This window comes from Heliomicrobium gestii, assembly GCF_009877435.1.
GTDB classification, from domain to species: domain Bacteria; phylum Bacillota; class Desulfitobacteriia; order Heliobacteriales; family Heliobacteriaceae; genus Heliomicrobium; species Heliomicrobium gestii.
This window is the reverse complement of record NZ_WXEX01000016.1, coordinates 38,701-60,527: the sequence shown is the minus strand read 5'-3', so window position 1 is coordinate 60,527 and position 21,827 is coordinate 38,701. Positions and strand designations below refer to the sequence as shown.

Below are 21,827 nucleotides of genomic sequence, written 5' to 3'. Positions count from 1 at the left end.
TATAATACAAATAAAATGCCGAGCATAGCGCATCTCATAGTAATTGCCTCAAAAAACATTTCAATATCCTTACACAACCGGTTTTCCCTATCAGATCCATCGGTTCAGATCGACGAGGAGGCGCCGTTATGTTTCCAATTCCCTGGCGAAAGTCATTGGTGATCCAGTTTTGGTTGAATACGGCCGTTATGATCACCTTGGGGTTGTGCGCGCTGTTCATCGTTTTCAAAATGGGAAAAGAAACGGCTCTGCCGACAGGGGAGCATGACTGGACCCTGCTGGAGATACCGGGCCGGCTGGCCTTGGTGGGCGGTCTGTGCCTGCTGTTCTTCCTGGCCATGCTGGCGCGCATGGGCCGCTTCGTCGTTCACTTTCAGGAGGACATGCTCTCCCAAATTCAGACGCGGACCCAGGCGCTCAAGGAAAAGGTGACCACCCTGGACGCGTTGAGCAAGATCAGCAACACCGTCCTGGGGACCTCCCGCGATGTGGAGCAGGTGCTGGAACTGGTGCTGCCCTTTGTCGATGAGGCGCTCCCCTCGGATCGGGTGGTCGTCAGCCTGCTGGAATGGGAAAAACACCGCGCCGACCTGTTTGCCTACGAGGCGGGGGCCTTTCAAAAATTGTCCGTGTCTGAAGAACCGGAAGACTCGCCACATTTGCAAGCGGTGCAGACCGGGGCGCCATTGGTCATCACCGACCTGTTGGCTTCTCCGCAAACGCTCGACTCCCGTCCTGCCAAACGGGGCTTTCGCAGTCTCCTTGCCGTTCCCCTCACCGTCCGTAGAAAAAACATCGGCGCCCTCAATGTGCTGCATCGCGCTGTTCACTCTTTTTCCCAAGGTGAAATCGACCGGGCCTTGCAGGTCAGCTCTCATCTGGCTGTGGCGCTCGACAACGCGCAGGCCAACGCCGACCTGGAAGAGACGCTGTTCAACACCATCACCGGACTTGCCGAGGCCGTCGATGCCCGCGACGCCTATACAGGCCACCATTCCCAGCAGGTGGCCCAACTGGCCGAGGCCATCGGAAGCCGCTTAGGGCTCACCGGCCAAGCCTTGGAGACGGTTCGCATCGCCGGGTTGCTCCATGACATCGGAAAGATCGGCATCGAAGAAACGATCCTGCGCAAGACAGACCGGCTGACAGAGGAGGAATTCGCCGTCATGCGGCAACACCCGGTCATCGGCGCCCGGATCCTGCGACCGCTGAAAAAGCTGCGCAGTGTGAGCGCCCTCGTTTACCACCATCATGAACGTTACGATGGCCGGGGTTATCCCGATGGACAAAAGGGAAGCGACATCGAACTGGGCGCCCGCATCTTGGCTTTGGCTGACAGCATCGACGCCATGAACGGCGATCGCCCCTACCGGCCGCGCTTGCCCTGGCGCCGGATCATCGAAGAGATTGAAAAAGGCGCCGGGACGCAGTTTGACCCGGCCTTGGTCCCTGTCGCCATTGAGGCCTTTCAGGCGTTGCAGCCGTTGACGCCGGTCAACAACGCCCGGACCGTTTCGTCGGAGGTCTGCCCGAAGTCTTCATAGTAGGCACCGACGGCGTAAAAGGGCTCCGGGACAAGGGGGCAGTGAACCCTGTCGACGGCGTGTCGCAGGAGGGAGAGCGTGTCCGCCGGCCCCACCGGGAGGGCCACGGCCAGGTAGGCGGGGCCGTAGGCCTGCAAGGTGGCGATGGCCGCCCGGAGCGTAAAGCCGGTGGCGACACCATCATCGACGAGCAGCAGGCGCCGGCCTTTCGCCTGATCGGGTGTCAGCGGGAAGGGGTAGTCGCGGCGCCGCCGTTCCATCTCCGCCAACTGGCGCTTTTTTTCTGCGTCAATGTATTCGCGAGAGATCCCGTAATGGGCGATCAGGGATTCGTCGAGAAGGAAAGAACCGTCTGGGCCGATGGCGCCGATGGCCACCTCCGCTTGGTGGGGCATCGCCAACTTACGGGGACTGATCAAGGCCAGGGGATTTTTCAATCGCTGGGCGATGGGCGCAGCCACTTCGACGCCGCCTCGCGGAACGGCGACGATGAGGTCGAAGGGCTGGTTCGTCGCGGCGATTTCTTCGGCCAAGCGCAAGCCGGCTTCCTGTCGATTCGCATAATCTTTGTGTATACTCGCCATGATTTCGAAGGCCCGCCTTTCCCATGAACCTTTGTTCTGAAATGAGACGCGATAGCAGGAATCGAAGCAATTGTCTCGAAGTTGTATCGATTAGATGGCGCGGCTCTATTCGGTGGAGCCGCTCTGTCGAGACGAAGGTCGAGATGGAAAAAGGAGTCTTCACAGGCTCCAAGAGGCCATCCCTCTCCTCCGAAATGAACATCTTTATTTTGGGGAGCTTTACTCAAAAGCCATACAGGGAGGTTTCGCATATGTTCTGGCGCAAATCAAGCGATGAGTCGGAGCCTCGTCCCTACCAGGGACCGAAACCGACGATCTCGATGCAAGATCCCTCCTTTCAATTGTCTGTCCGTTTCATGAAGTTAACGCCGGAGCAGTTGGAACTGCTGCAGGAACTCCGCCCCATCCTGGAACAGAATGCCGATGCGGCGGTGGCGGCTTTTTACAGTCACCTTGGCGCCATGCCGGAGATGCGCGAGTTTATCGACAGGCACACCACCGTCGAGCGGTTGAAGAAGACCATGCGAAACTATATCCTCAGCCTGGCGCCGATGAAGGTCGATGACAATTATGTCGTCGAGCGCTACAAGATCGGCAAGGTCCATGACCGGATCTCCCTGCCGCCCTATTGGTTTACTTCGGCCTACCAGTTGCACTACAACTTCTTGATTCCCAAGATCATGGACGCCTACAAGGACAAGGAACGGGCCAAAAAAGCGGTCACAGCGCTGTTGACGATCACCAACCTGGACCAGCAGTTGGCCATGAGCAGCTATATCGAGAGCTACACCTCCGGCCTGTCGAAAAAAGAGGAACTGGAGAAAATCCTTAACAACCTGACATCGCTGCAACAGCAGGTCAACGACGCCAGCCAGAGCCTGGCCGCTACGGCGGAGGAGACGGCGGCGTCGGCGGCCCACATGTCCACATCGGCCGAACGGATCACCCGCAATGTGAGCGAGGCGGCCAAGCACTCCTCCGAGGTGGTCTCCCAGGCGAAGGGCGGCGAAGGCCAACTGAAGGAAGCTGTGCAGGCGATTCAGGAGTTGTCCCGCCTGATGTTGGAGATGAAGCAAAAGATCGCCGCCCTGGACGCGAGTTCCGAGAAGATCTCCTCCATCGCCGAGGTCATCCAGGGCATCGCCTCTCAAACCAACCTGTTGGCCCTGAACGCGGCCATCGAATCGGCTCGCGCCGGGGAACACGGCCGCGGCTTCAACGTAGTCGCTCAGGAAGTGAAGAAGCTGGCCAGCAGTTCGGAACAGTCGGTCCAGGAGATCGCCGAGATGATCCAGTTGTCGCGCAACCATACGGCAGACGTGAGCGGGTCGATGGAACAGAACGCCAACTCGATGGAGCGCGTCAACGAACTGGTGGACAAGGTGGTCCACGGCTTCACCCGGATCCTGGAGTCGATCGCCCTCAATCAGGAGCAGATGCGGCAAATCTCCGATGAAGTGGTCACCCTCAGCACGACGGCCCACGAGATTGAAAACGCCTCAGAGTCGGTGGCTCATTCGGCAGAGGACCTGGCCATGATGGCCCAGGATATCTCGTAACATTGAAAAGACGGCCCTTCAAAAAGCACTTTAGGGGTGGTATCTTGAGTAAGGACGATCTGCGTCGCTGGAGTTACCATGTTCATGGGGCCCATTACCAAGAGCATGTTTCCGGTGAGTTACAGGAGCATGCCCAAAGCTGGCTCGAGTTCGATACGGTAGGCTCTTGGTACCACTGGCGCCAGTTCCAGTGTGTAGAACCGCTTCTCCAGGCCGATCCGGGGGCCCGTTGGCTAACCGTTGGAGACGGTCGATATGGGCTGGATGCCCACTACCTCATCGGCCGCGGCGCCAAAGCGGTGGCAACCGACATTTCCGGCGATCTGCTGCAAGTCGGATGCCAGTTGGGCCTGATCGCTGAGTATCAAGTGGAAAATGCCGAAAAGATGACCTTTGCCGATGATAGCTTTGACTATGTCTTGTGCAAGGAATCGTACCACCATTTTCCCAGGCCCATGTTGGCCTTGTACGAGATGCTCCGGGTGGCGCGCAAAGCTGTCATCCTGATTGAACCGTTGGACCCGTCCATTCCCGGTGAATCCCTCTCCGGTTCCAGGAAACTGAACGAAAACGACAGCCGGTTTAAAAAGCTGTTGAAGCGGGCCAATCAGATCACGAAGCAGGAACGGAGACAAAGCAACACCTTTGAAATCATCGGCAACTATGTCTACACCCTCTCGGCGCGGGAGATGGAAAAAGCGGCGATCGGGATGGGATTGCCGGCGATGGCGGCGAAGCCCTTTAACAGTTGTTATGTGAGCGGGATTGAATACGAGAAAAAAGATGATTCATCGAAACTCCTGCGGAAAATAAGGGGTAAAAACTTTCTCCGGGACATCCTTAGCGCCTACGGACTGCTCAACTACCAGATGGTATCCATGGTCATTTTTAAGGAAGCCCCTGATGATAAAAGGATGCAGGAATTGACGACCCAGGGGTATCAGGTGAAAAGGCTGCCCCAGAGTCCACTGCTCCGCATCACTGAGGCTCTTCCGAAAGTGACGGGAAAGCGGGTCTTCATCTTTGGCGCGGGCTCCTTTGGGAAGCATATCTTCCGCGTGTTGAAGATACTCAATATTCCTGTGCAGGCCTTTATCGATAACAATCCTGCGAAGCGAGGAGAGCGGCTGATGGGGATTCCCATTGAGCAACCGGCTGCCCTCGAACCCGGTGATTACATCTTTATCGCCTCCAGTTGGGGGGAGGCGATTCGCGACCAGTTGATCAACCTGGGTTTTGAAGAAGACGCCTTTACGCTTTGCCAGTTGTGGGAGTAAGCGCCGAAAAAAAGCCCCGGATACGCCCTTGTTCAGGCGTCATCCGGGGCTTTTTTCATCTCCAGGCGCTGCCGCAAACGCCGCTGTTTCAGGCTGCGCAAACCAGCGCCGAGCAGGCAGAGGAACAGGACGAGCCAGAACCCGATCTGGGCGGCCAGGTAAAGGGCTGCGTCAAGAATCAGCGATAAAACGAAGGCGGTCAGTTCCTTCAGGAGGAAGAGGTAGAAGCGCCAGATTTCCGCGTCCTGGAACATGGGTGACCATCTCCCCGGGCGTGCTGTTTCTTCAATCCCTCTCACAGGCGATCACTGACCTTAGCCTTTCTCCTTGGGGTGGACTTTAATCGGCGCGATGATGGCAAAATACGGCGGCGGGACACCGCTGAAAAGGGATGCGCCATAGGTGCGCCGGGGCAGGGAAGAGGAGAGACGCTTCTGATGCCCTACTGCTCTAACGAAGCCAAGGCGGTCCGGATTCGCTCCGCCGAAGTCACATCAAAATCAACATCCAACGCGGCCAACAGGCCGGCATAATGGTCGCTCAATGCCTCTTGAGCTTGCTGGCGCCCTTTCTCCAGCGTTCGCGCCAGCAGGGGGATATAGGCGGCTTTGACCACCGTTGCCGCCTCGTCCAGATAAGCTTGGACGGGGGGGCGCAGGTTTTCCTCCAGATGCAGCCGGAGCCGGTGGCGGCCAGAGCCTTCAAAGAACTCCTTCGGGTTGCTGATCCCATTGGGCAGGACGCGAATAGCTTCCGCGCGAGAGAGGGAAAGCCGTTCCGGGATTTCCAGCGCCGGCAGGATCGCCGGTTCGTAGGTCGGCAAGGCGCAGCGGGAGTCGACGGCGCCGACGGACTGAACCAGTTTGTTCCGGTACAGGCTGGCGCGTTTGTGGACAAACTGTTCGAGGCGCAGCGACGTGGCCCGGATCTCCTGGGCCAACTCTTTTTCCAGGGTTTGCAGCAGTTCTTCCAGGCAGTGCTGCATGCCCTTCTTCGTGATGTTGCCGCGCCCATCCTGGAGCACCGAGGGGTTGAAGTAGCGGTCGAAGAGATCGCCGAAGCGGTAGAAGATTCGCTGTTGGACATAGTAGATCAGTTCATCGGCTTCCTTGTCCAGAAGATCGCGATCGGCGTCGACACTGACGGCGCTGACGGCCCGTTCCGCATCAAGGCGGGAGGTTTCACAGGCGGCCCGTTTACGCCGGCGCGCCGAGGCGTCGAGGTGGGCCGCTTCGATCACATCGTCCAGGCTGGCGAGACAGCGGCCCATGTCGCCCTCGGCGGCGGAGACGGCGATCTGGGTCAGTTCATGGAGGGTAAAGCCGTAAAAATCGGCTTCAAAGCGGTCATAGCCGGAGAGGGAAAATCCTTCTGACCAGGCGAGGGGGCCATCGTATGCCGGAGCGGGCTCCCTTTCTCCCGGCGCGCCCGATCCATCCGCCGTCTCCCCGACGGCGGCGAGGGAGTCGGTCCGTTGCCGGTAGGTCTTTTCCTGGGAGGCGGTCAACAGGCCCGACTCGCCCAGGCGGGCGAGCAGCGCTGTCTGGCTGGAGACGGTGTAGAGGCGGGGATTGGCGATGCCGCAGGCGGCGATCCGCTCGGTCACATGGCGTCGCACCTCGGCCAGATCACCGGCGTTGCGGGCCAAGTCGGCGGCGTTGATCAGGAAGAACATCTTGTCCAGACCGAAGCTGTCTTTCACACGCCCCAGTTGGAAGAGGAAGTCCCGGTCGGCATGGGAGAAGGCGCTGTTGAAATAGGTGACAAAGAGGATCGCGTCAGCGTTTTTGATGTAGTCGAAGGCGACACCGGTATGACGGGCGTTGATCGAATCGGCGCCAGGCGTGTCGACGAGCATGACGCCGCGCGCCGTGAGGGGGCACTGGTAGTACAGTTCGATCCACTCGACGAAACAGGCCTTTTCTTCGCTGGCCACGTAATCGTGGAAGGCGTCCAAGTCGATGACCAATTCCTCGCCGAGGCGATCTTCGACAGCGCCGATCCCGCGGGCGACGGCCCGGAGGAAGGCATAGTGGGGCTTGGCCGTGGGGTGGATGTCGCCAGGGGAGAGATCATTGAGCCGCAGCAGCGCGTCGGCCATGTTCAAGGCGGTCAGGTCACAGGCGTTCAGGGAGTGAAGGACATCGCTTTCGATGTCGCCGGCGTTTTTCAGACGGACCCGAACCGTGCCATGGGGGTTGTCCCCGTTGGGCGGGAGGATCTTGTTGATGGCCGCTGTCGTCGGGTTGGGCGAAACGGGCAACACAGGGCGGCCGAGCAAAGCGTTGGCTACAGAGGATTTGCCGGCGCTGAAGGCGCCGAACAGAGCTACCGTGAAGATGTTTTTCTCCAGCCGATCGGCCCGCGTCGCAAGCCCTTCGGCGATATGGCCAAAACCGGGCAGGGGCGCGACGGCTTCGGCGCACTGGCGCAATCGCTGCGCCGTTTGCTGCAGGGCCGGCAGGGCGCCTTTGGCCGCCATATCGGATTCGCTGGATGCGCCGATGAGCGCCGGCGATGTTCCCAACGCCGGATCCAGGATCGACGCAGCGGGGACAACCGCCCGCGCCGACTGTTCGCGGAGCGCCTGGCCTAAACCGGCCAGGGGATCCGGAGCGGCAGCGCACCGGGCGGCATTGGCAGCGCCGTCGGCGGCGGCTGTGGCTTCAGGAGAAGGGTTGTCGCTGTCACCGGCAAGGGCAGCAGGGGAGAGCGGCGAAGGAGCGAACAGCGCTTCGACCGGAGTGGGTTCGGGCAGACCGCGGCGGAGCAAGGCCAACAGGTCATCGCGGATTTTCCGTTCTTCCTGATCCATCCGTTCCAACGTTTTGACGGCGTCGGCCAGGGATTGCAGCGGCGCCAATTGACGTGACAACTGTTCCCGCTGCTGTGCCGTCGCGCTTTCCGCGCGTTGGATGGCCTCCTCGGCCAGCGCCAGCGCTTCCCGGCGGTAGAGGGACTTCACCTCGGCGGCGATGTCGCGGGTGTAGTTGTGCACATACTCGTTGCCGGCCACAGCGCCGTCGCGGACGACCCGGGCCAGCAGGTCGGCGCCCCAATGGGCCGCAAGGCTGTTGGCGCGCTGCAGGTAGTCGCCGGCGGTCACCCCGTGGCGTTCGGCCACACGGGAGAGGACGTCGCGCAGGTGCCATTCCAATTGTGTCGAAACATGCTGGCGAAAATCGGCATAGACCGCCTCCAGGCGGGCGGCGATCTCTTTCTTGGTCTTCTCACCGGAGAAAAGGAAACCCACTTTGAAGCCAGGGCTGCGGCTCTCCAGGTAGCGCCGGGCCAGTTCTGATGTGGTATGGGGCGTGATGCGGGCGTTTTCGACGACCCGGCGGATTTCCTGGTCCAGTTCGTCCTGCAAAAGCTGGGGCGCCCGCTGGAGTTCGTCCATCTGACGGCTGACCTGACCGTAGGTTCGGAGCGCCTCTTCCAGATCCTCCGTTTCGTCGAGGAGGCGTTGAAGGCGCTGGCGTTCCGCTTTGTTTGCGACGGCAAGGCGCTGGCCATGATCCTCGATCAACTGCCGGGCCGCCGGCAGGACGGAAGCGACCAGCAGGTCCTCTTCATGGCGGAAGAGATCCTGGAGGCGCGCTTTTAGGCGGGGGAGTTCGTTTTCCGGATGGGCAGTGTCGGCCAGGCTGGTGAAAAAGAGGCCTTCTGGCCGGATGTCCCAGGCGGCGAAGCCGGCAGCCGAACTGCGCCGGAAGTAGCCAAAGTCCAATTCGAAATCGCAGTGCTTGTCGATCTGGTTGACGACGAGGAAGACCGGTTTCCCGCGCTCTTTCAGGCGCTTCGTGAAGGAGAAGTTGATCTCTGACTGGACATGGTTGTAATCCATGACGTAGAAGATCACGTCGGCGGCGATGATGGCCGGGTCTTCGGCGAGACGGCGAGCCATTTCCGCTGAATCGACGCCCGGCGTGTCCACCAGGTCGACTGAGTTCCCGAAGAGATCAACGGGTACTGCGATATCGACGGAGTGGGTGCCGGCGCCGTCCAGGCAGTGTTCCTGCACCCCCGAGAGGTTAGCAAAGAGATCCAGTTCGACCGTTTCGCCGCTCCTCAGCTTTGCTTTTGCCGCAGCCGGTCCGGAACGGACCGTGACGATATTGGCGCTTGACGGGATGGGGCTGGTGGGGAGGATGTCGTCGCCGATCAAGGCGTTGATCAGCGCCGATTTGCCACCCGATACATGACCGCAGAAGGCGATGCGCATCTGCCGCCGGCGCAGTTTGCCGATCAGGGTCTCGGCAGCGTAGGCGCCGTGCTCATCATGGCCTTGGCGAAAGCGGCCGGCCAGGCTCTCCAGCCGTTCGATCAGCACCGGGATGATGGCCGATGCCGAGAGGGGATTGTTGGTCAACTTCACGCACCTACTTGAAATGTAATATAGAAATAAACGAAAGATCTTACACGATCCGATTCTATCATTTTATCGGAGATCAACGGAATCCCCGGAAGTCAGATTTTTCTGCGATGTTAAAATGAATCCTGTATTTTTTTGGAAAGCTCTCTGTTTTCTATTACAAGGATGGCGATCGGCTTTTTAGAGAAATAATTCATATTTTGGGGACAAATGATTGTGAATGTCGAATGGAAAAATTACACTTAACAGGACGATATTGAGTATTTTGGTTCTGCCTGAACATCCTGTTGACGATGGGTACACCGTTTCAGTTTCATGGGGAGATCTCGAACATGTGGGGGAGGAGAGCCGACATGGGTTTCGACGAGTGGGTGAAATCACCGGATGTGCTGGTGGTTTCTCGCAAGGTGGCGCCGGGACTGCGACTGATTCATCAAGAGAGTCGCGTCAGCATCGACCTATCGGAAGAGGCCTCAGAAAAATGGTTGTCCTGGACCGATGAGTGGGACGGATGGGAAACACTCGTCGACCAGGCCTTTGTTCTGAAGCGCCCGCAAACGCTGCCGGAGAAAGAGATGGTTGTCGAAGGGAACGACCTTGTCTGTCAGATCGCTGAACGACATGTGAAGTGGTATGAAGAGACGTCTGATCTGGTCATCCTCTTTCAGTCAAAGCCGATGAACGCCAATAACCCATTGCTGGCTTTGGGTCCCTATGGCAGCCTGTGCTGGCGGGGAATTTTGGCCGGTCTTCCCATTGTCGATATTCGCCGTGAGGCGGTGCGGATCTTCGGCCGCGATGAGGTTCTGCCCTTCCTTGCGCGTTTGATGGACTTGCAATTCATCCAACCGATCCCGGAGATTCATCCATTAAGCCATCGCCATGAAGAACTGAAAAAAGAGTTTCCGGCTCCTGTGGTCCAGTTTCAGTTGAACCACTCCAAGATCCCCTGGTATTTTCTCTGGGAGATCTGCAAGGTCTGTGACCTGCGCTGTAAAACCTGCTACCTTTCTGCATTTAAAGAAAGGGGCTGTCAAATCGATCAAGCCATGGCGATCGCCAAGCAGATCATCGACGCCGGCATCTTCTACGTGGGGATCTTCGGCGGCGAACCGCTGCTTCAGGAAGGGCTTGAACAGGTGATCCAAACCTTGCGGGAGGCCGATGTCTTTGTCAAGATCATCAGCAATGGACAGCAGATGACGACCGAGCGGGCGCGGCGGTTGGCTGATGCAGGGATCAATCAGGTGGAGATCAGTTTTGACGGGTTAAGCCGGGCCGTCCATGAAGGGTCACGAGGATCGGGGACTTTTGATCAGGCCATTCAAGCGCTGCAGTGCCTTCGCGATGCGGAAATCCCCCGTCAAGGCATGGTCTGGACCGTACATAGCGGCAATGTTCATGAGTTCCACCGTCTGCCCCAATTCATGCAAGAGATCGGTGTCACAGAATGCTATGTGAGCCTCTTTAAAAAGACGGGCCTTCAGGGAAGCGAGGCGCCCTATGAGCCGATTTCCGATGAGGAGACGCAGCGGCTCATTCGCTATATACAGGGATGGGAGCGCAGCCATCCCGAGTTGACCGTGGCCATGACGGCGGCCCTCGGTTGTTCCTGCGGGCGCACCAGTTGTGTCGTCGACGATGTGGGCGATCTGCGGGTGTGCTCCTTCGCCTACGTCAGTGTCGGCAATGTTCATCAACGGCCTTTTGTAGAGATCTGGCAGGCCCTTGCCCAGGAGGCGGAGAAACGGGGGCCGCTGGGATTCTGCAAGGATCCCGCCGTGGAGATCGCCGATGACCGAATGATCAGTTAAGGTTTGAGCGATTTATTATCGAATGGATAGAAAAAAACATCGCCCCGCCGCGAACCGGAACCGGTCGCAGCGGGGCGATTCTCATGGGGCGGGCTTGGGGGGCTACCTGCCGATGCACTCGTAAACCAATCCGTAGTCTTCCATTTGCTTGCGTTGGTAGATGTTTCGGAAATCGAAAAAGAAGGGTTGTCGCATGGCGCTCTTGATGCGCGGGATATCGAGGTTGCGGAACTGGTTCCACTCGGTCAGGATGACGACGGCGTCGGCCTGTTCGATCGTATCGTATTCGTCCCGGCCAAAATAGACCTGATCGGTGTCCCAGAGCTTTTTCGCATTTTTCATGGCTTGGGGATCGTAGGCGCGGATGATCGCGCCCTCGTCCAAGAGCTGGTCGATGATCGTAATGGCGGCCGACTCGCGCATATCGTCGGTTTCCGATTTAAACGCCAGCCCCAGAACGGCGAAGCGAAGGCCAGTGACAGCGCCCATGCGCTGCTTGATTTTGGTTACGATAAACTCCTTCTGGCGGCGGTTGCTGGCGATCGTTTCTTCGACCAGCCCCAAGGGCATGCCCTTTTCGCGGGCAAAGGCCATCAGGGCTGCTGTATCTTTGGGAAAGCAGGAACCGCCAAAACCAGGCCCCGGGTGCAAAAATTTGCCGCCAATGCGCCCATCTTTGCCAACAGCGATGGCCAACTGCTGCACATCGGCGCCGATCACGTCGCAAAGACGGGACATCTCGTTGATGAAGGCGACCTTCATCGCCAGGAAGCTGTTCGAGGCATACTTGATCAGTTCTGCTGTGCGCAGGTCAGTGACGATGAAGGGCACCTCATTCAGGTACAGTGGGCGGTAGATTTGTTTCAGTGTATCGACGGGCCGGTGGTTGTCCACGCCGATCACCACACGGTCGGGATGAAGGAAATCATAGACGGCTCGCCCTTCCCGTAAAAACTCCGGGTTGGAGACGACATCGAAGGGGTGACCCCTTTCGTTGCAATCGTCGATGATGGCGCGGATCTTTTCGTTGGAACCGACGGGAACGGTGCTTTTGGTGATGATGATCTTGTAGCCGTTCAGATGGGCGCCGATCAGGGCGGCCGTCGCTTCCACCGCCGACAGGTCCGCCTGCCCGTCTTCGGCCTGGGGGGTTCCCACCGCGATAAAGATGATGTCGGCCCATTGCACACCCTGCGTCAGATCGGTGGAGAAGCGCAGCCGACCTGCCGTGACATTCTCTTTCAGAAGGCCGTCCATGCCCGGCTCGTAGATGGGCGACAGCCCCTGATTCAGTTGATGAATCTTCGCTTCGTCAATGTCAAGACAGAGGACCGATGAACCGAAGTTGGCCAGACCAATTCCGGTTGTGAGACCGACATAGCCTGTACCGATAACGCTGATTTTGAACATGACTGCTATACCTCATCGAACATATTTCCCCAGAATATATATATTCGAAGTCGCTCATTCCCATGAAAAATAGAACAACGAAAATTGTCAAAAGGGCAGTGACAGGCAAGCGCATTCGGATAATGAAAAGGCAAAGGCTGCCTTCTGATTCTTTTTTCAAGGCAGCCTTTGCTTTTCATGGTTACTTGCTCGGAAGCGTCACTTCCAGTGCTTTGTATCCCGGTAGATAGTAGATGGAGACGTTCTGTTTGTGGTCAATGTCGTCAAATTGTTTCCGCACACCGTTTTGGAGGATATAGGTATTCGGTGTGATCAGGTAGCCGACCGTGGTGCCGATGTAGATTTCCTTGGTGGAGCGGTTGATTCCGTCTACAGCGCCCGATACCTTCTTGGCCACTGTGGCGCGGAAGATGTTGCCTTTTACGTCAAGGGTCGACTGGATCCGGTCACCGATGCTGAATGTGCTGATGCTCGAGGAGGTTTCTCCTCCTTTATCCGCCTTGAAGCCGCTGGCCAGTTTATAGGAATTCGTGGTTCCGTCGTACTGGCGGACGGTCAAGGTTTCATGGCTCCGATCCAGATCGGTGATTTCACCCATGACCGGTGTCTGCAGGGTCACTTCATAGGGCTCATCGCCCCAATAGGCGATTTGCACCCATTGGCCGATGCTCAGATCGGACACTTTCGGTTTGGTGATGCCGGGGATGACCAGCTTCACGTCGCTGCCGATATGGTAGGAGTGCTCATCCCCGTCGGAATCCTCCATGTCAAAGCGATCGCTGGAATTGCTGATCTCCGTTACTTCACCGTTCGCGATGCGATGGACCTTGATTTGGGTGACCTTGTCGTTCTCCACCTTGATCTTGACGAGATCATCGTCGTCGACATCTTCCAAGTCCTCACTGGAACGGTTGTAGATTTCGACATCCACATTGTTGGCAACGGTGTAGACCTTTTCTGTCCCCAGATCGTCCCGCAGGGTCAAGAGATGACGGTCGGCGTCATTGCGCGTCACCGTTCCCTCCAGGGTGTCGTTTTTCTTGATGTAGGTGACCTTCTCATCGCGGTCGAGTTCGAACTGGATGATGTCGTCGACCTTCAGGTCGCCAAGAGCGGGGTTGTCATCATCTTCGATGTCCAGGATGACGGGATCTTTGATCTCATAAGAGGACAGCCGGTCCTGCTGATCCTTGACGATCATCAACCGTCGCGACGTGTCGACCGAGGCGATTTTTCCCCAGATGCCGCGGGTGCTGCCGGAGCGCTCGATGACCAGTTTGGCGATCTTGCCGTCTGTCAGATAGACAGTCACCGGATCCTGCTGAAAAACCTCATCGAAACGGGCCGATGTGCCGTTGGCAAGCTGGATGGACGCCGAGTCGGGGAGTTCATAGGCGTATAACTGGCCGTCGTCTCCCTTGACGGTGAAGAGGCGGCTGTCTTTGTTGATCAGACTGACGACGCCTTTGACGGTGACGTTGCTTTGGGCCTGGAGCACGGTGATCTTGGTGACGACATAGCTGCCGTCGACATCGACGCTGACCGAATCCCCCTTGTGCAGGTCGTCGAGGGAGGTGAAGCGGCGGCCTTTGTATTCGACGGCCACGTTCGCGTCGAGATAATAAGTGGAATACTGATTGGCGCTATTGGAAAGGACGAGGATGTTGTTCGTCTTGTTCAGGTCGACGATGGCGCCCTGGAGACTCTGTTGGGCGGCGCTTTCGAGGAGGGCTTCCGACACTTTGCCTTCATTGTTCAGGCGAAGCTGCACCTTGCAGCCGGGGCTGAGCGCGTTGGCGGTCATTTGTTGTCCCGTCAGCGTCAACACCTTGACGCCTGCGGCGAGCGGATAGGTATGGGGTTTGCCGCTGTCGTCTTTGACCGTGACAAGGCCTTGGTCAGGAAGGCTGGCGATGATCTCTCCCTTGGCCACATTGGCCGACAGGCCGCTGTCCTGGCTGACTTCCAGATAGGTCACCTTGTCGCCGTCTTTGATGTAACGGATCTTCGCTTGGGGGCTCAGATCGGTGGCAGCCACGGCCCGATCCTTGTTAAAGAGGCGGGCGCCCGTATCCAATGTCAGCGAGGAGAGCAGGTTTCCGTCGCCCAACACGGACAGCGTCGAGTCTTGGGCGCTGATGAAGGAGGCCTCATAGATTCCCGGCGGCAGCCGGTCCATCCGGCCTTCCACCCGGTCCAAGAAAATGGCCATCTCCCCACGGGTTACGACCGTATTTGGGTCAAAGTAGCCGCCATCGCGGCCCCGGATCAAACCCAGGTCGGTGGCGATGCTGATATGTCCGCGCGCCCAAGCCGGGATCTGGCTGGCATCGCTAAAAGTCAGGCTGCTGCTCATCCGGCTTTGAGCTTCCTGCTCCTTGCCGAGCAGCCGCACCAGCAACCGGGACACCCAGGCGCGGGAGGCGCCTTGATCCCAGGGGAATGTCTCATTGGCATCGAGCAGGCCCTGATTGACGGCGGTGACCAAATACCCTTTTCCCCAGGCGGGCACATTGCCGCCGAATTTTTTTTCGATGTCCGGGGTCAGTTGGGAAGCCGAGGCGTTTGCCGTCGCTTCCAACCCGAAAAAGCGCTGGACCATGACGAGGGCTTCCAGTTGTTTCACCGGATCAGAAGGACCAAAATTGCCGTCGCCGCGTCCCTTGATGGTACCCTGGGCGGAAAGTTTCATGATCGGCCGGTACTCAGGCATGGCCGCGCTCACATCTCCAAACTGTGTCACAGCGGCCAGACTGACCGCTGGTGACGTGACGATGGAGAGGGCGAGACATGCGCAGACAATTCCTTTGCGCAAGGGATACCCTCCTTTGGTGGTTTTACTCCATGGTTTTTTCGACATAGTAAGAAGAAAATCCTGTGTACGATGGCAACTGCCTTTTAAAATGCAATATATTGACGCATTTAGGGCGCAATAAGTTGCATTTTCGTGAAAAAAAACGCTCGAAAAGCGTCTGGATAGGGGCCTATGATTTGGGGATGTGAGCGGACACAGAAAAAGACGGTCCAAAAGTTGCGCTTCTGGACCGTCCTCCATCCTTTTTAGGCGTTTTGGACAACGGGAACATTGTCGGACGCTTTGCCGAAGAACCCGAAACGGTCAGCCATTTTCCCGTACCAGGCGGCCGCCTGGACCTGCAGGATGAAGGCGAGGGTGACGACGAGGGCGGCCTGGGGACCGAAGGCGGTGATGGCGAGGCCGAGGGCGATGGAGAGGTTGCGCATCACCGTCCCGTAGATCAGGGCCACACCATCGGTGCGGTTGAGAAAGAGGCGGGCGACGACGGTGCTCAAGGTGAAGTTGATCAGATAGAAGATGACCAGGGCGAGCAGGATGCCGCCCAGCAGGTCAGGGCGGGTCATCACCATTTTCGATTTCATCGAGATGGAAGCGAAGATGATGGCCAGCATGGCCCAGAAGCTGACCGCCGGAAGGTAGGGCTTGATCCCCTTCTGGAAGTGCTCTTGGCCGTACTTCTTTTTCAATTGCAAAAATGTCAGGTGGCCGAGGATGAGGGGCAGGAAGACGACGGTGGCGATGGTGATGAAGGTCTTCATCAGGTCGATGGGCACGTATTTGCCGACCATAACCAGGAGGTAGAAGGGGGCCAGGAGGGAGCCGGTGATCAGGCTGAGGGCCGTCATCTTGATGGCGGCGGGCACATTGCCTTTAAACATCATGGTCCAGGAGATGGTCATGCCGCTGGTGGGCAACAGGCCGGCGATGGCCAATCCGGCCATCATGGAGGGATCGCCTGATAGGAAGGATGTGCCGAGGCCCCAGGCCAGCAGGGGGATGAGCAGGAAGTTGATGACCAGGGAGATGCCGACAACCTTGGCATGGCTGAAGTCGAAGGCCTCTTTCAGTTTCACGCCGATCATGGTGGGATAGATCATCAAAAAGGTGCAGATGAGAATAAAATTGCCGAGGCCGCTGGTGTCTACGAACAGACCGGCCGTAAACCCCAGGGCCAGTGTGATCGGGATGCTGATCACAGGGTTCTTGGAAGGCCAGAATAATGCGGTTTTTCCCATGAGAATCCTCCTTACCCCTATATGGTATTTAGATACTATGATTATAGGCAGAAGCCCTTTCGCTCGCATCGTATAGGGGGCAACTTTATTTTTGCGATTGGCGAAAGCGCAGGAGGGGGACATTATGGGACCTTTGGCTCAAGAACGTGTTGATGAAGAAGAAAAACTCGCTCGCTGATACGAGAAGAGGCATAGAATAAAACATCCATAAAATGGAATTGACAAGGAGGGAACGCGCGTTATGATCTTGCGGCCTGTATGTTACCGCACCGTATCCCCCCATTGCGGCAAACCGGCTCGGATGCGCCTTCAATGTGGAAAGGTCGTGAACGGGCATATCCACCGGGTCACGCCGAACGGCGTCTGGTTTCATTCCAATAACCCCGGGCTGTTCTTCTACCCCTTTTTTGCAATTTCCGTGTTGGCATTGACGCTTCCCTTTTGGGCTGGTTTTGGGGCAGGTTATCGCAGGGGTTCTTGGTAAGAGCAAAAAGAGCCGGCAGGCTGTTGAGGCCTGCCGGCTCTTTTTCCGTTCGTAGAGGGGATCATGCCAACGGATCGTCGTCGCCGTGCCGGTGCAGTTCCTTCTGCAGGGCAAAGTCGCCCCAGGACTGCATCTCCCCGCCGCCGCTCACCTGGGTGATCTGGCCTTCTTCGTCGGGAGGCAGCGCTTGACTGGCGCCCTCTCGTCCGGGTTGGGAAAAACGCAGGGGATGGGTCGGCGACGGAAAGCTGTCCGTTACATCGCTGTGCGTCATGGGCACCACTCCTTTGCAGGAGGTAGTATGCGCGAAACCACGGGTTTATTTGTGGTCAATCAGGCCTTCTTTCAGTTGATCCGGCGTCTTGCCCTGTTCGGCCGCGAGGTCCTTCAGTTTCCTTTTCGGATCAGTTTCCGGGTCCAGACCGAAGCGACGGATTACCTCTTGTGTTGGCAGCGAAAGGGTTTCGCCAATCTGCTCCAATGTCATCCAACCTTTGATCTCTTCGAGGGAGGTCACTGTTCCGACTGGGGGCAGCGCCTGTTTGGTGATCCAGTGGTTGCTGGCCATGGCGCCGCCGATGACGGCCCAGAAGAGGAGGAGCACCAAAAATCCGTAGTGAAGAGGTTTGATTCGCACCATTATCCCTCCCTGATGAATAAGCGTCACTGGACGTGAGGTTCAGCGGGGCAATGCCGGGGGAACGGCAGGGGCCGAAGGGGGCTTTCCTGTTTCCAGTACCAGGGCGTCCGGTTTCGGGCAGGCTTCCATGCATTGCAGGCACTTGATACATTGTCCGTCAGGGATGGTTCCGCAATGTTGCACATCGATGCCTACCGGGCAGGCGCGGGTGCAGATGCCGCAGTCGATACAGGCTGAGGGTCGCCGCTTGAGTTTGAAGAGACTCAAGGGGCTGAGCAGGCTGTAGACAGCCGAGAGGGGGCAGAGGTAGCGGCACCAGCTGCGCTCGATGGGCAGGGAAAGGGCGATGAAAAGCGCCAGTATGACGACAGATGTGGTCGTTTCAAAATTAAAGTGGAAGATCACCTTGAAGGGGTCATAGGTTTCAAACCAGAGTTTGTTGTCCAGGACGGTCCTGTAGAGGATAAGGGCGAGAAAGAGAAAGCGAAGGGAGCGCAACGAGCGATCGATGGCGGGAGGGACGGTCAGGCTGTTTCCGAAGAGCCTTTTGCCAAGTTTGCCGAGCCATTCCTGGAGGGCGCCGAGGGGGCAGATCCAGCCGCAAAAACCGGCTCCGGCGACGATGACAAGGACAAGAGACGCAGCGAGTAGGACAAGGTTTGCCATGTTTGTTTTGGCGAGAAACTTGCCTGTCGTGACGTAGGTCCAGAGGGTTTCGACACCGCCGAAGACGCAAAAGGTGTCCAGAGGCGCCGCCCCTTGGGGACCGCCGCCGACGATCTGATGGCGGATGCCGAGGTAGGATGTGAGTCCAACGAAAAAGAGCAACGAGAGCCACCGGACCAGGGTCAATCGGCGTGATGGGTGTAGAAGAGATTGGTGTTTCATGGGACATGCCTCCTTTGTATCGCCTTTGCCCTTTATCTCATGCAAAAAGCGTGCCAACAAAAAAAACCGCCCTAAGGGCGGTGTGGGCGTTGTTTTTCCGGAAAAGACGTTGCGTCGGGGGAAATTTTTGCCGACGATGGGAGAAAAATATGCCGCTGCGAAAGACACGGTCCGGCTGCTCGGGATCAGTCCTCCGGCTGGAGTCGGTATTCTTTGAGTTTGTTCCGGAGGGTGCGGACGCTGATGCCCAACTGCTGGGCTGTCATTTGGCGGTTGTTATTGTTCGCTGCGAGGACGCGGAGAATGGTGTTCCGTTCCTGTTGCTTGAGGATTCCGTCGTCCGATGGAAAAAGTCCCTTTTGGGCATGTTCAATCGCAGCGGGCCCATCCATTTCAAGATGACCGAGCCCCAGGTGATCGGGCCTGATCGGATGACCGGCGCAAAGAATCAGTGCTCGTTCGATGGCGTTGACCAGTTCTCGAACATTTCCCGGCCAGGGATGTGCCCTCAGCGCCGCCTCGGCATCTGTCGTCAGGCATGGGAGGTCCCGTCCGTTTTTGCTGGCGAAACGGGTGAGAAAGTGGGAGGCCAGCGGCAAGATATCGGCGGGACGCCGGCGAAGGGGAGGAATCACGATCGGAAAGACGGCCAGCCGGTAGTAGAGATCGGCCCGGAACTGTCGCTCCCGCACAGCAGCGCTCAGATCTCGGTTGGTCGCCGTGATCACGCGGCAGTCAGCGACGACGGGACGGGTTCCTCCGACTCGCTCAAAGCGCTTTTCCTGAAGCACCCGCAGCAGTTTGGCTTGCATTGGCCTTTCCAACTCGCCAATCTCGTCGAGGAAGAGGGTGCCGCCGTCGGCCTGTTCAAAGCGGCCCAGCTTTTGCCCGGCAGCGCCGGTGAAAGCGCCTCGCTCATGGCCGAAGAGTTCACTTTCGATCAAGGCCGCCGGCAAGGCAGCGCAATTGATGGCCACGAAGGGGCCGCTGCGGCGGCTATGGCGATGGATAAAGCGGGCAAAGACCTCTTTGCCGACACCGCTCTCGCCAAGGAGCAGAACGGTGGTGTCCGTCTCGGCCACGAGACGGGCCTGATCCAAAACGGCGCAGATGGCGGGGTCGCAAGCGATTAGGTCATCTTCGGGTCTGATAGGTATCGAACGGCCCGGGGCTAGCGTTTCGGCGCCGGCTCCAGGCGCTGGTCGTTGCGTCGGCGAGGCCGATCCGGCTTTTGCCGTGGTATCGCCTGCCGCGTCTCTCGCTGTGAACTGGGTCAGGTGCCGGTTGACGGCATCTCTCAGGTGGCCAGGACTGGGCAGCGGTTTGACCAGAAAATCAACGGCGCCGAGCTTCATGGCTTCTACGGCGGTGGGGATGGACCCGTGGGCCGTTAGAATGATCACCGGCAGATGGGGCCACCGTTGACGGATGTGGTGTAGCAGGTCCATGCCGGGGAGACGGGGCATTTGCAGATCGACAAGAGCCAGGGCGTAGGGGCGCTTGTGTCGCTCAGCCGCTTCCATCTTTTCCAATGCCGCCTGTCCGTCTTCGGCCCTGTCCACCTGGTGACCGGCCCGTTCCAGCGCTGCCGAGAGAAAGAGAGCCATGGCTTCCTCATCGTCGACAACAAGCAACTTGGCTGGCTGTTCCATTACGATCCTCCCTTTTTCGGCAGGTTCAATACCAGGCGAGCGCCGCCGCCTGGTGCGTTTTCGGCGTGAATGGTTCCGCCGTGCCGGTTCATGATATCTCGACAGAGCGCCAGCCCCAAACCGCTGCCCTTTTCGCGTGTCGTAAAGAAAGGCGCAAAGAGTCGCTCACAATCACCAGGCGGAAGACCGCTGCCATCATCCTCCACCTGTATCGTAAGCCCTTGTTCGGTGCGGCTCGAAACCGCGCGCACATGGATGTCACCGCCAGCGGGCATTGCTGCCAGGGCGTTTTGAAAGAGGTTGAGAAAGAGGCGATGCATCTGATCCCGATCGGCTCGGACGATCAAGTCAGCTGGATCAATCCGGGTAATGATGGACACATCCTGTCTGCGCAGTTCTGGTTCCAACAGGCTGGAGAGCTCTTGGATCAGAAGGGCCAGCGGCCACTCCGTCACGGTTGGCTGGGGCAAGCGGCTGTAAACCAAAAGGTCGCCCACAAACCGTTCCAGTCGTTCCGATTCCTGAATGGCTGTTTCACAGTAGCGCCGTGTCTGATCATGGGGCTTGCCTTCCTGCATCGTTTCCGCGATCAGTTGCAGAAGCCCTTTGATGGCGCCCAGGGGATTGCGCACCTCGTGGGCCACCCAGGTTGCCACCTGGCCGAGGGAAGCCATACGGGCCTGTTCAATGGCCTGCGCCTCGAGGGCGAAGTAACGGCGCAACGTTTGCACCAGATAGGAAGCGACGACCAGTGTGCCCAGCAGAACGAGACCGATCAACAGAAGTTGCCCCAAGGCGGCGCTGGTGATGTCTCCGGCTGCGCTTTCCAGCAGTCGTACCTGAAGCACCTTAAACCGCGGCTGGAATTCGCCGGGAGCGCGTGCACCCTCGCCGTCAAAGCCCCCTAGGTGCAAGGGAAGAAAGGCCGTAAACGGCAAAGGTTGGGGCAGGATGGAGGGTTCCGTTGAACCAGTCGGCTCAGGTGAAAAATGAGAGGGCGTTTTTTCTTCCTTCCCGTAGTGGAAGTGAGGCTGCTGTTCCTCGAGCACCTGTTGAATGATGCGCAGCGCTGGCACATCGGCTTTTTTACCCAATCGCGCTGGATCACGATGGGCGATGATCCGGCCACTGCGGTCATATATGGTCAGGTCGAAGAGATGGGCCTCTTCGGGCCAATTGGCGATGATCGATTGCAGTTCCTCAGGGGTGCGACTCGGACTCTTGCGCGCCACCGCCTCTACGGTCTGGGCGATGTCGCCGGCCTTGTTTTGCAACAGCACTGTTTTCAGTTCGGTGGAGCGCTGATAGTTGAAAAAAGAGGCAGCCAGGAGGATAGCGGCGGTGATCGCCAGGAGGGACAAGAGCAGGCGCACCGGAAGGGGAAGGGAGGCGGCCATGATGTTTCTCCTTCACACTCACGTAACAACAGGCAATCAGCAACGAGAATCGTCGTGTTGAAGACGTTACACCGTGAGCAAGCAAAATCCTGCCGTGCTCGGCCTTGACATTTGACACTTGTGAATGCAAACTGAAACCAGCGCATGGTT

The 21,827-nt window shown here is 58.0% G+C and carries 15 protein-coding genes; 4 read left to right on the top strand and 11 right to left on the bottom strand.

Annotated features, from left to right (window positions below):
* Positions 1 to 128 precede the first annotated feature (128 nt).
* The gene (locus GTO89_RS15630; RefSeq protein WP_161263035.1) at positions 129 to 1,544 is read left to right on the top strand and encodes an HD-GYP domain-containing protein; all 1,416 of its coding nucleotides are present in this window, start codon (positions 129 to 131) and stop codon (positions 1,542 to 1,544) included.
* Here GTO89_RS15630 and GTO89_RS15625 read toward each other — a convergent pair.
* Positions 1,469 to 2,128, bottom strand: a complete 660-nt coding sequence (locus GTO89_RS15625; protein WP_161263034.1) for a phosphoribosyltransferase — start codon at positions 2,126 to 2,128, stop codon at positions 1,469 to 1,471. The genes GTO89_RS15630 and GTO89_RS15625 overlap by 76 nt on opposite strands.
* Positions 2,129 to 2,379: 251 nt before the next feature.
* Between GTO89_RS15625 and GTO89_RS15620 the strand changes: the two genes are divergently transcribed.
* Together GTO89_RS15620 and GTO89_RS15615 are read left to right on the top strand one after the other, a co-directional pair.
* Positions 2,380 to 3,687 carry a globin-coupled sensor protein gene (locus tag GTO89_RS15620; protein WP_161263033.1) on the top strand — a complete coding sequence of 436 codons (1,308 nt, stop codon included), beginning with the start codon at positions 2,380 to 2,382 and terminating at the stop codon, positions 3,685 to 3,687.
* A gap of 44 nt (positions 3,688 to 3,731) precedes the next feature.
* Positions 3,732 to 4,964: a methyltransferase domain-containing protein gene (locus GTO89_RS15615; protein ID WP_161263032.1), complete on the top strand. Its 1,233-nt coding sequence runs from the start codon at positions 3,732 to 3,734 to the stop codon at positions 4,962 to 4,964.
* A gap of 32 nt (positions 4,965 to 4,996) precedes the next feature.
* Here GTO89_RS15615 and GTO89_RS15610 read toward each other — a convergent pair whose 3' ends face one another.
* Together GTO89_RS15610 and GTO89_RS15605 are read right to left on the bottom strand one after the other, a co-directional pair.
* Entirely contained in the window at positions 4,997 to 5,218 is a 222-nt protein-coding gene (locus GTO89_RS15610; RefSeq protein ID WP_161263031.1) for a hypothetical protein, read from the bottom strand.
* A 188-nt stretch (positions 5,219 to 5,406) separates the two neighbouring features.
* Entirely contained in the window at positions 5,407 to 9,336 is a 3,930-nt protein-coding gene (locus GTO89_RS15605) for a dynamin family protein (RefSeq protein WP_161263030.1), read from the bottom strand.
* A 335-nt stretch (positions 9,337 to 9,671) separates the two neighbouring features.
* On the opposite strand from GTO89_RS15605, the gene GTO89_RS15600 reads away from it, so the two are divergent.
* A complete protein-coding gene (locus tag GTO89_RS15600; RefSeq protein ID WP_161263029.1) occupies positions 9,672 to 11,153 on the top strand; it encodes a radical SAM protein in 1,482 nt (493 codons plus the stop codon).
* Positions 11,154 to 11,255: 102 nt separating this feature from the next.
* Here GTO89_RS15600 and GTO89_RS15595 read toward each other — a convergent pair whose 3' ends face one another.
* The 8 genes from GTO89_RS15595 to GTO89_RS15560 all read right to left on the bottom strand — a co-directional run bounded on the left by GTO89_RS15595 (position 11,256) and on the right by GTO89_RS15560 (position 21,677).
* On the bottom strand, positions 11,256 to 12,563 hold the full coding sequence (locus tag GTO89_RS15595; RefSeq protein ID WP_161263028.1) for a UDP-glucose dehydrogenase family protein: 1,308 nt from the start codon (positions 12,561 to 12,563) through the stop codon (positions 11,256 to 11,258).
* A gap of 181 nt (positions 12,564 to 12,744) precedes the next feature.
* Complete coding sequence (locus GTO89_RS15590; protein WP_161263027.1) at positions 12,745 to 15,378, bottom strand: S-layer homology domain-containing protein; 2,634 nt, start codon at positions 15,376 to 15,378, stop codon at positions 12,745 to 12,747.
* 245 nt (positions 15,379 to 15,623) lie between these two features.
* A complete protein-coding gene (locus GTO89_RS15585; RefSeq protein ID WP_161263026.1) occupies positions 15,624 to 16,616 on the bottom strand; it encodes an arsenic resistance protein in 993 nt (330 codons plus the stop codon).
* Positions 16,617 to 17,161: 545 nt separating this feature from the next.
* Positions 17,162 to 17,374 carry a hypothetical protein gene (locus tag GTO89_RS15580; RefSeq protein ID WP_161263025.1) on the bottom strand — a complete coding sequence of 71 codons (213 nt, stop codon included), beginning with the start codon at positions 17,372 to 17,374 and terminating at the stop codon, positions 17,162 to 17,164.
* A 45-nt stretch (positions 17,375 to 17,419) separates the two neighbouring features.
* A complete protein-coding gene (locus GTO89_RS15575; protein WP_161263024.1) occupies positions 17,420 to 17,737 on the bottom strand; it encodes a hypothetical protein in 318 nt (105 codons plus the stop codon).
* 42 nt (positions 17,738 to 17,779) lie between these two features.
* On the bottom strand, positions 17,780 to 18,628 hold the full coding sequence (locus GTO89_RS15570; protein WP_161263023.1) for a 4Fe-4S binding protein: 849 nt from the start codon (positions 18,626 to 18,628) through the stop codon (positions 17,780 to 17,782).
* Between the two features lie 185 nt (positions 18,629 to 18,813).
* On the bottom strand, positions 18,814 to 20,280 hold the full coding sequence (locus GTO89_RS15565) for a sigma-54-dependent transcriptional regulator (RefSeq protein WP_161263022.1): 1,467 nt from the start codon (positions 20,278 to 20,280) through the stop codon (positions 18,814 to 18,816).
* Positions 20,280 to 21,677: a sensor histidine kinase gene (locus GTO89_RS15560; protein ID WP_161263021.1), complete on the bottom strand. Its 1,398-nt coding sequence runs from the start codon at positions 21,675 to 21,677 to the stop codon at positions 20,280 to 20,282. Before GTO89_RS15560 ends, GTO89_RS15565 begins: the two co-directional genes overlap by 1 nt.
* Positions 21,678 to 21,827 lie beyond the last annotated feature (150 nt).

What these genes read in the sequence shown, in the direction of transcription:
- GTO89_RS15630 (WP_161263035.1), top strand. Translation starts at nt 129, where the DNA reads ATGTTTCCAATTCCCTGGCGAAAGTCATTGGTGATCCAGTTTTGGTTG.
- GTO89_RS15625 (WP_161263034.1), bottom strand. Translation starts at nt 2,128, where the DNA reads ATGGCGAGTATACACAAAGATTATGCGAATCGACAGGAAGCCGGCTTG.
- GTO89_RS15620 (WP_161263033.1), top strand. Translation starts at nt 2,380, where the DNA reads ATGTTCTGGCGCAAATCAAGCGATGAGTCGGAGCCTCGTCCCTACCAG.
- GTO89_RS15610 (WP_161263031.1), bottom strand. Translation starts at nt 5,218, where the DNA reads ATGTTCCAGGACGCGGAAATCTGGCGCTTCTACCTCTTCCTCCTGAAG.
- GTO89_RS15600 (WP_161263029.1), top strand. Translation starts at nt 9,672, where the DNA reads ATGTGGGGGAGGAGAGCCGACATGGGTTTCGACGAGTGGGTGAAATCA.
- GTO89_RS15595 (WP_161263028.1), bottom strand. Translation starts at nt 12,563, where the DNA reads ATGTTCAAAATCAGCGTTATCGGTACAGGCTATGTCGGTCTCACAACC.
- GTO89_RS15585 (WP_161263026.1), bottom strand. Translation starts at nt 16,616, where the DNA reads ATGGGAAAAACCGCATTATTCTGGCCTTCCAAGAACCCTGTGATCAGC.
- GTO89_RS15580 (WP_161263025.1), bottom strand. Translation starts at nt 17,374, where the DNA reads ATGACGCACAGCGATGTAACGGACAGCTTTCCGTCGCCGACCCATCCC.
- GTO89_RS15570 (WP_161263023.1), bottom strand. Translation starts at nt 18,628, where the DNA reads ATGAAACACCAATCTCTTCTACACCCATCACGCCGATTGACCCTGGTC.
- GTO89_RS15565 (WP_161263022.1), bottom strand. Translation starts at nt 20,280, where the DNA reads ATGGAACAGCCAGCCAAGTTGCTTGTTGTCGACGATGAGGAAGCCATG.
- GTO89_RS15560 (WP_161263021.1), bottom strand. Translation starts at nt 21,677, where the DNA reads ATGGCCGCCTCCCTTCCCCTTCCGGTGCGCCTGCTCTTGTCCCTCCTG.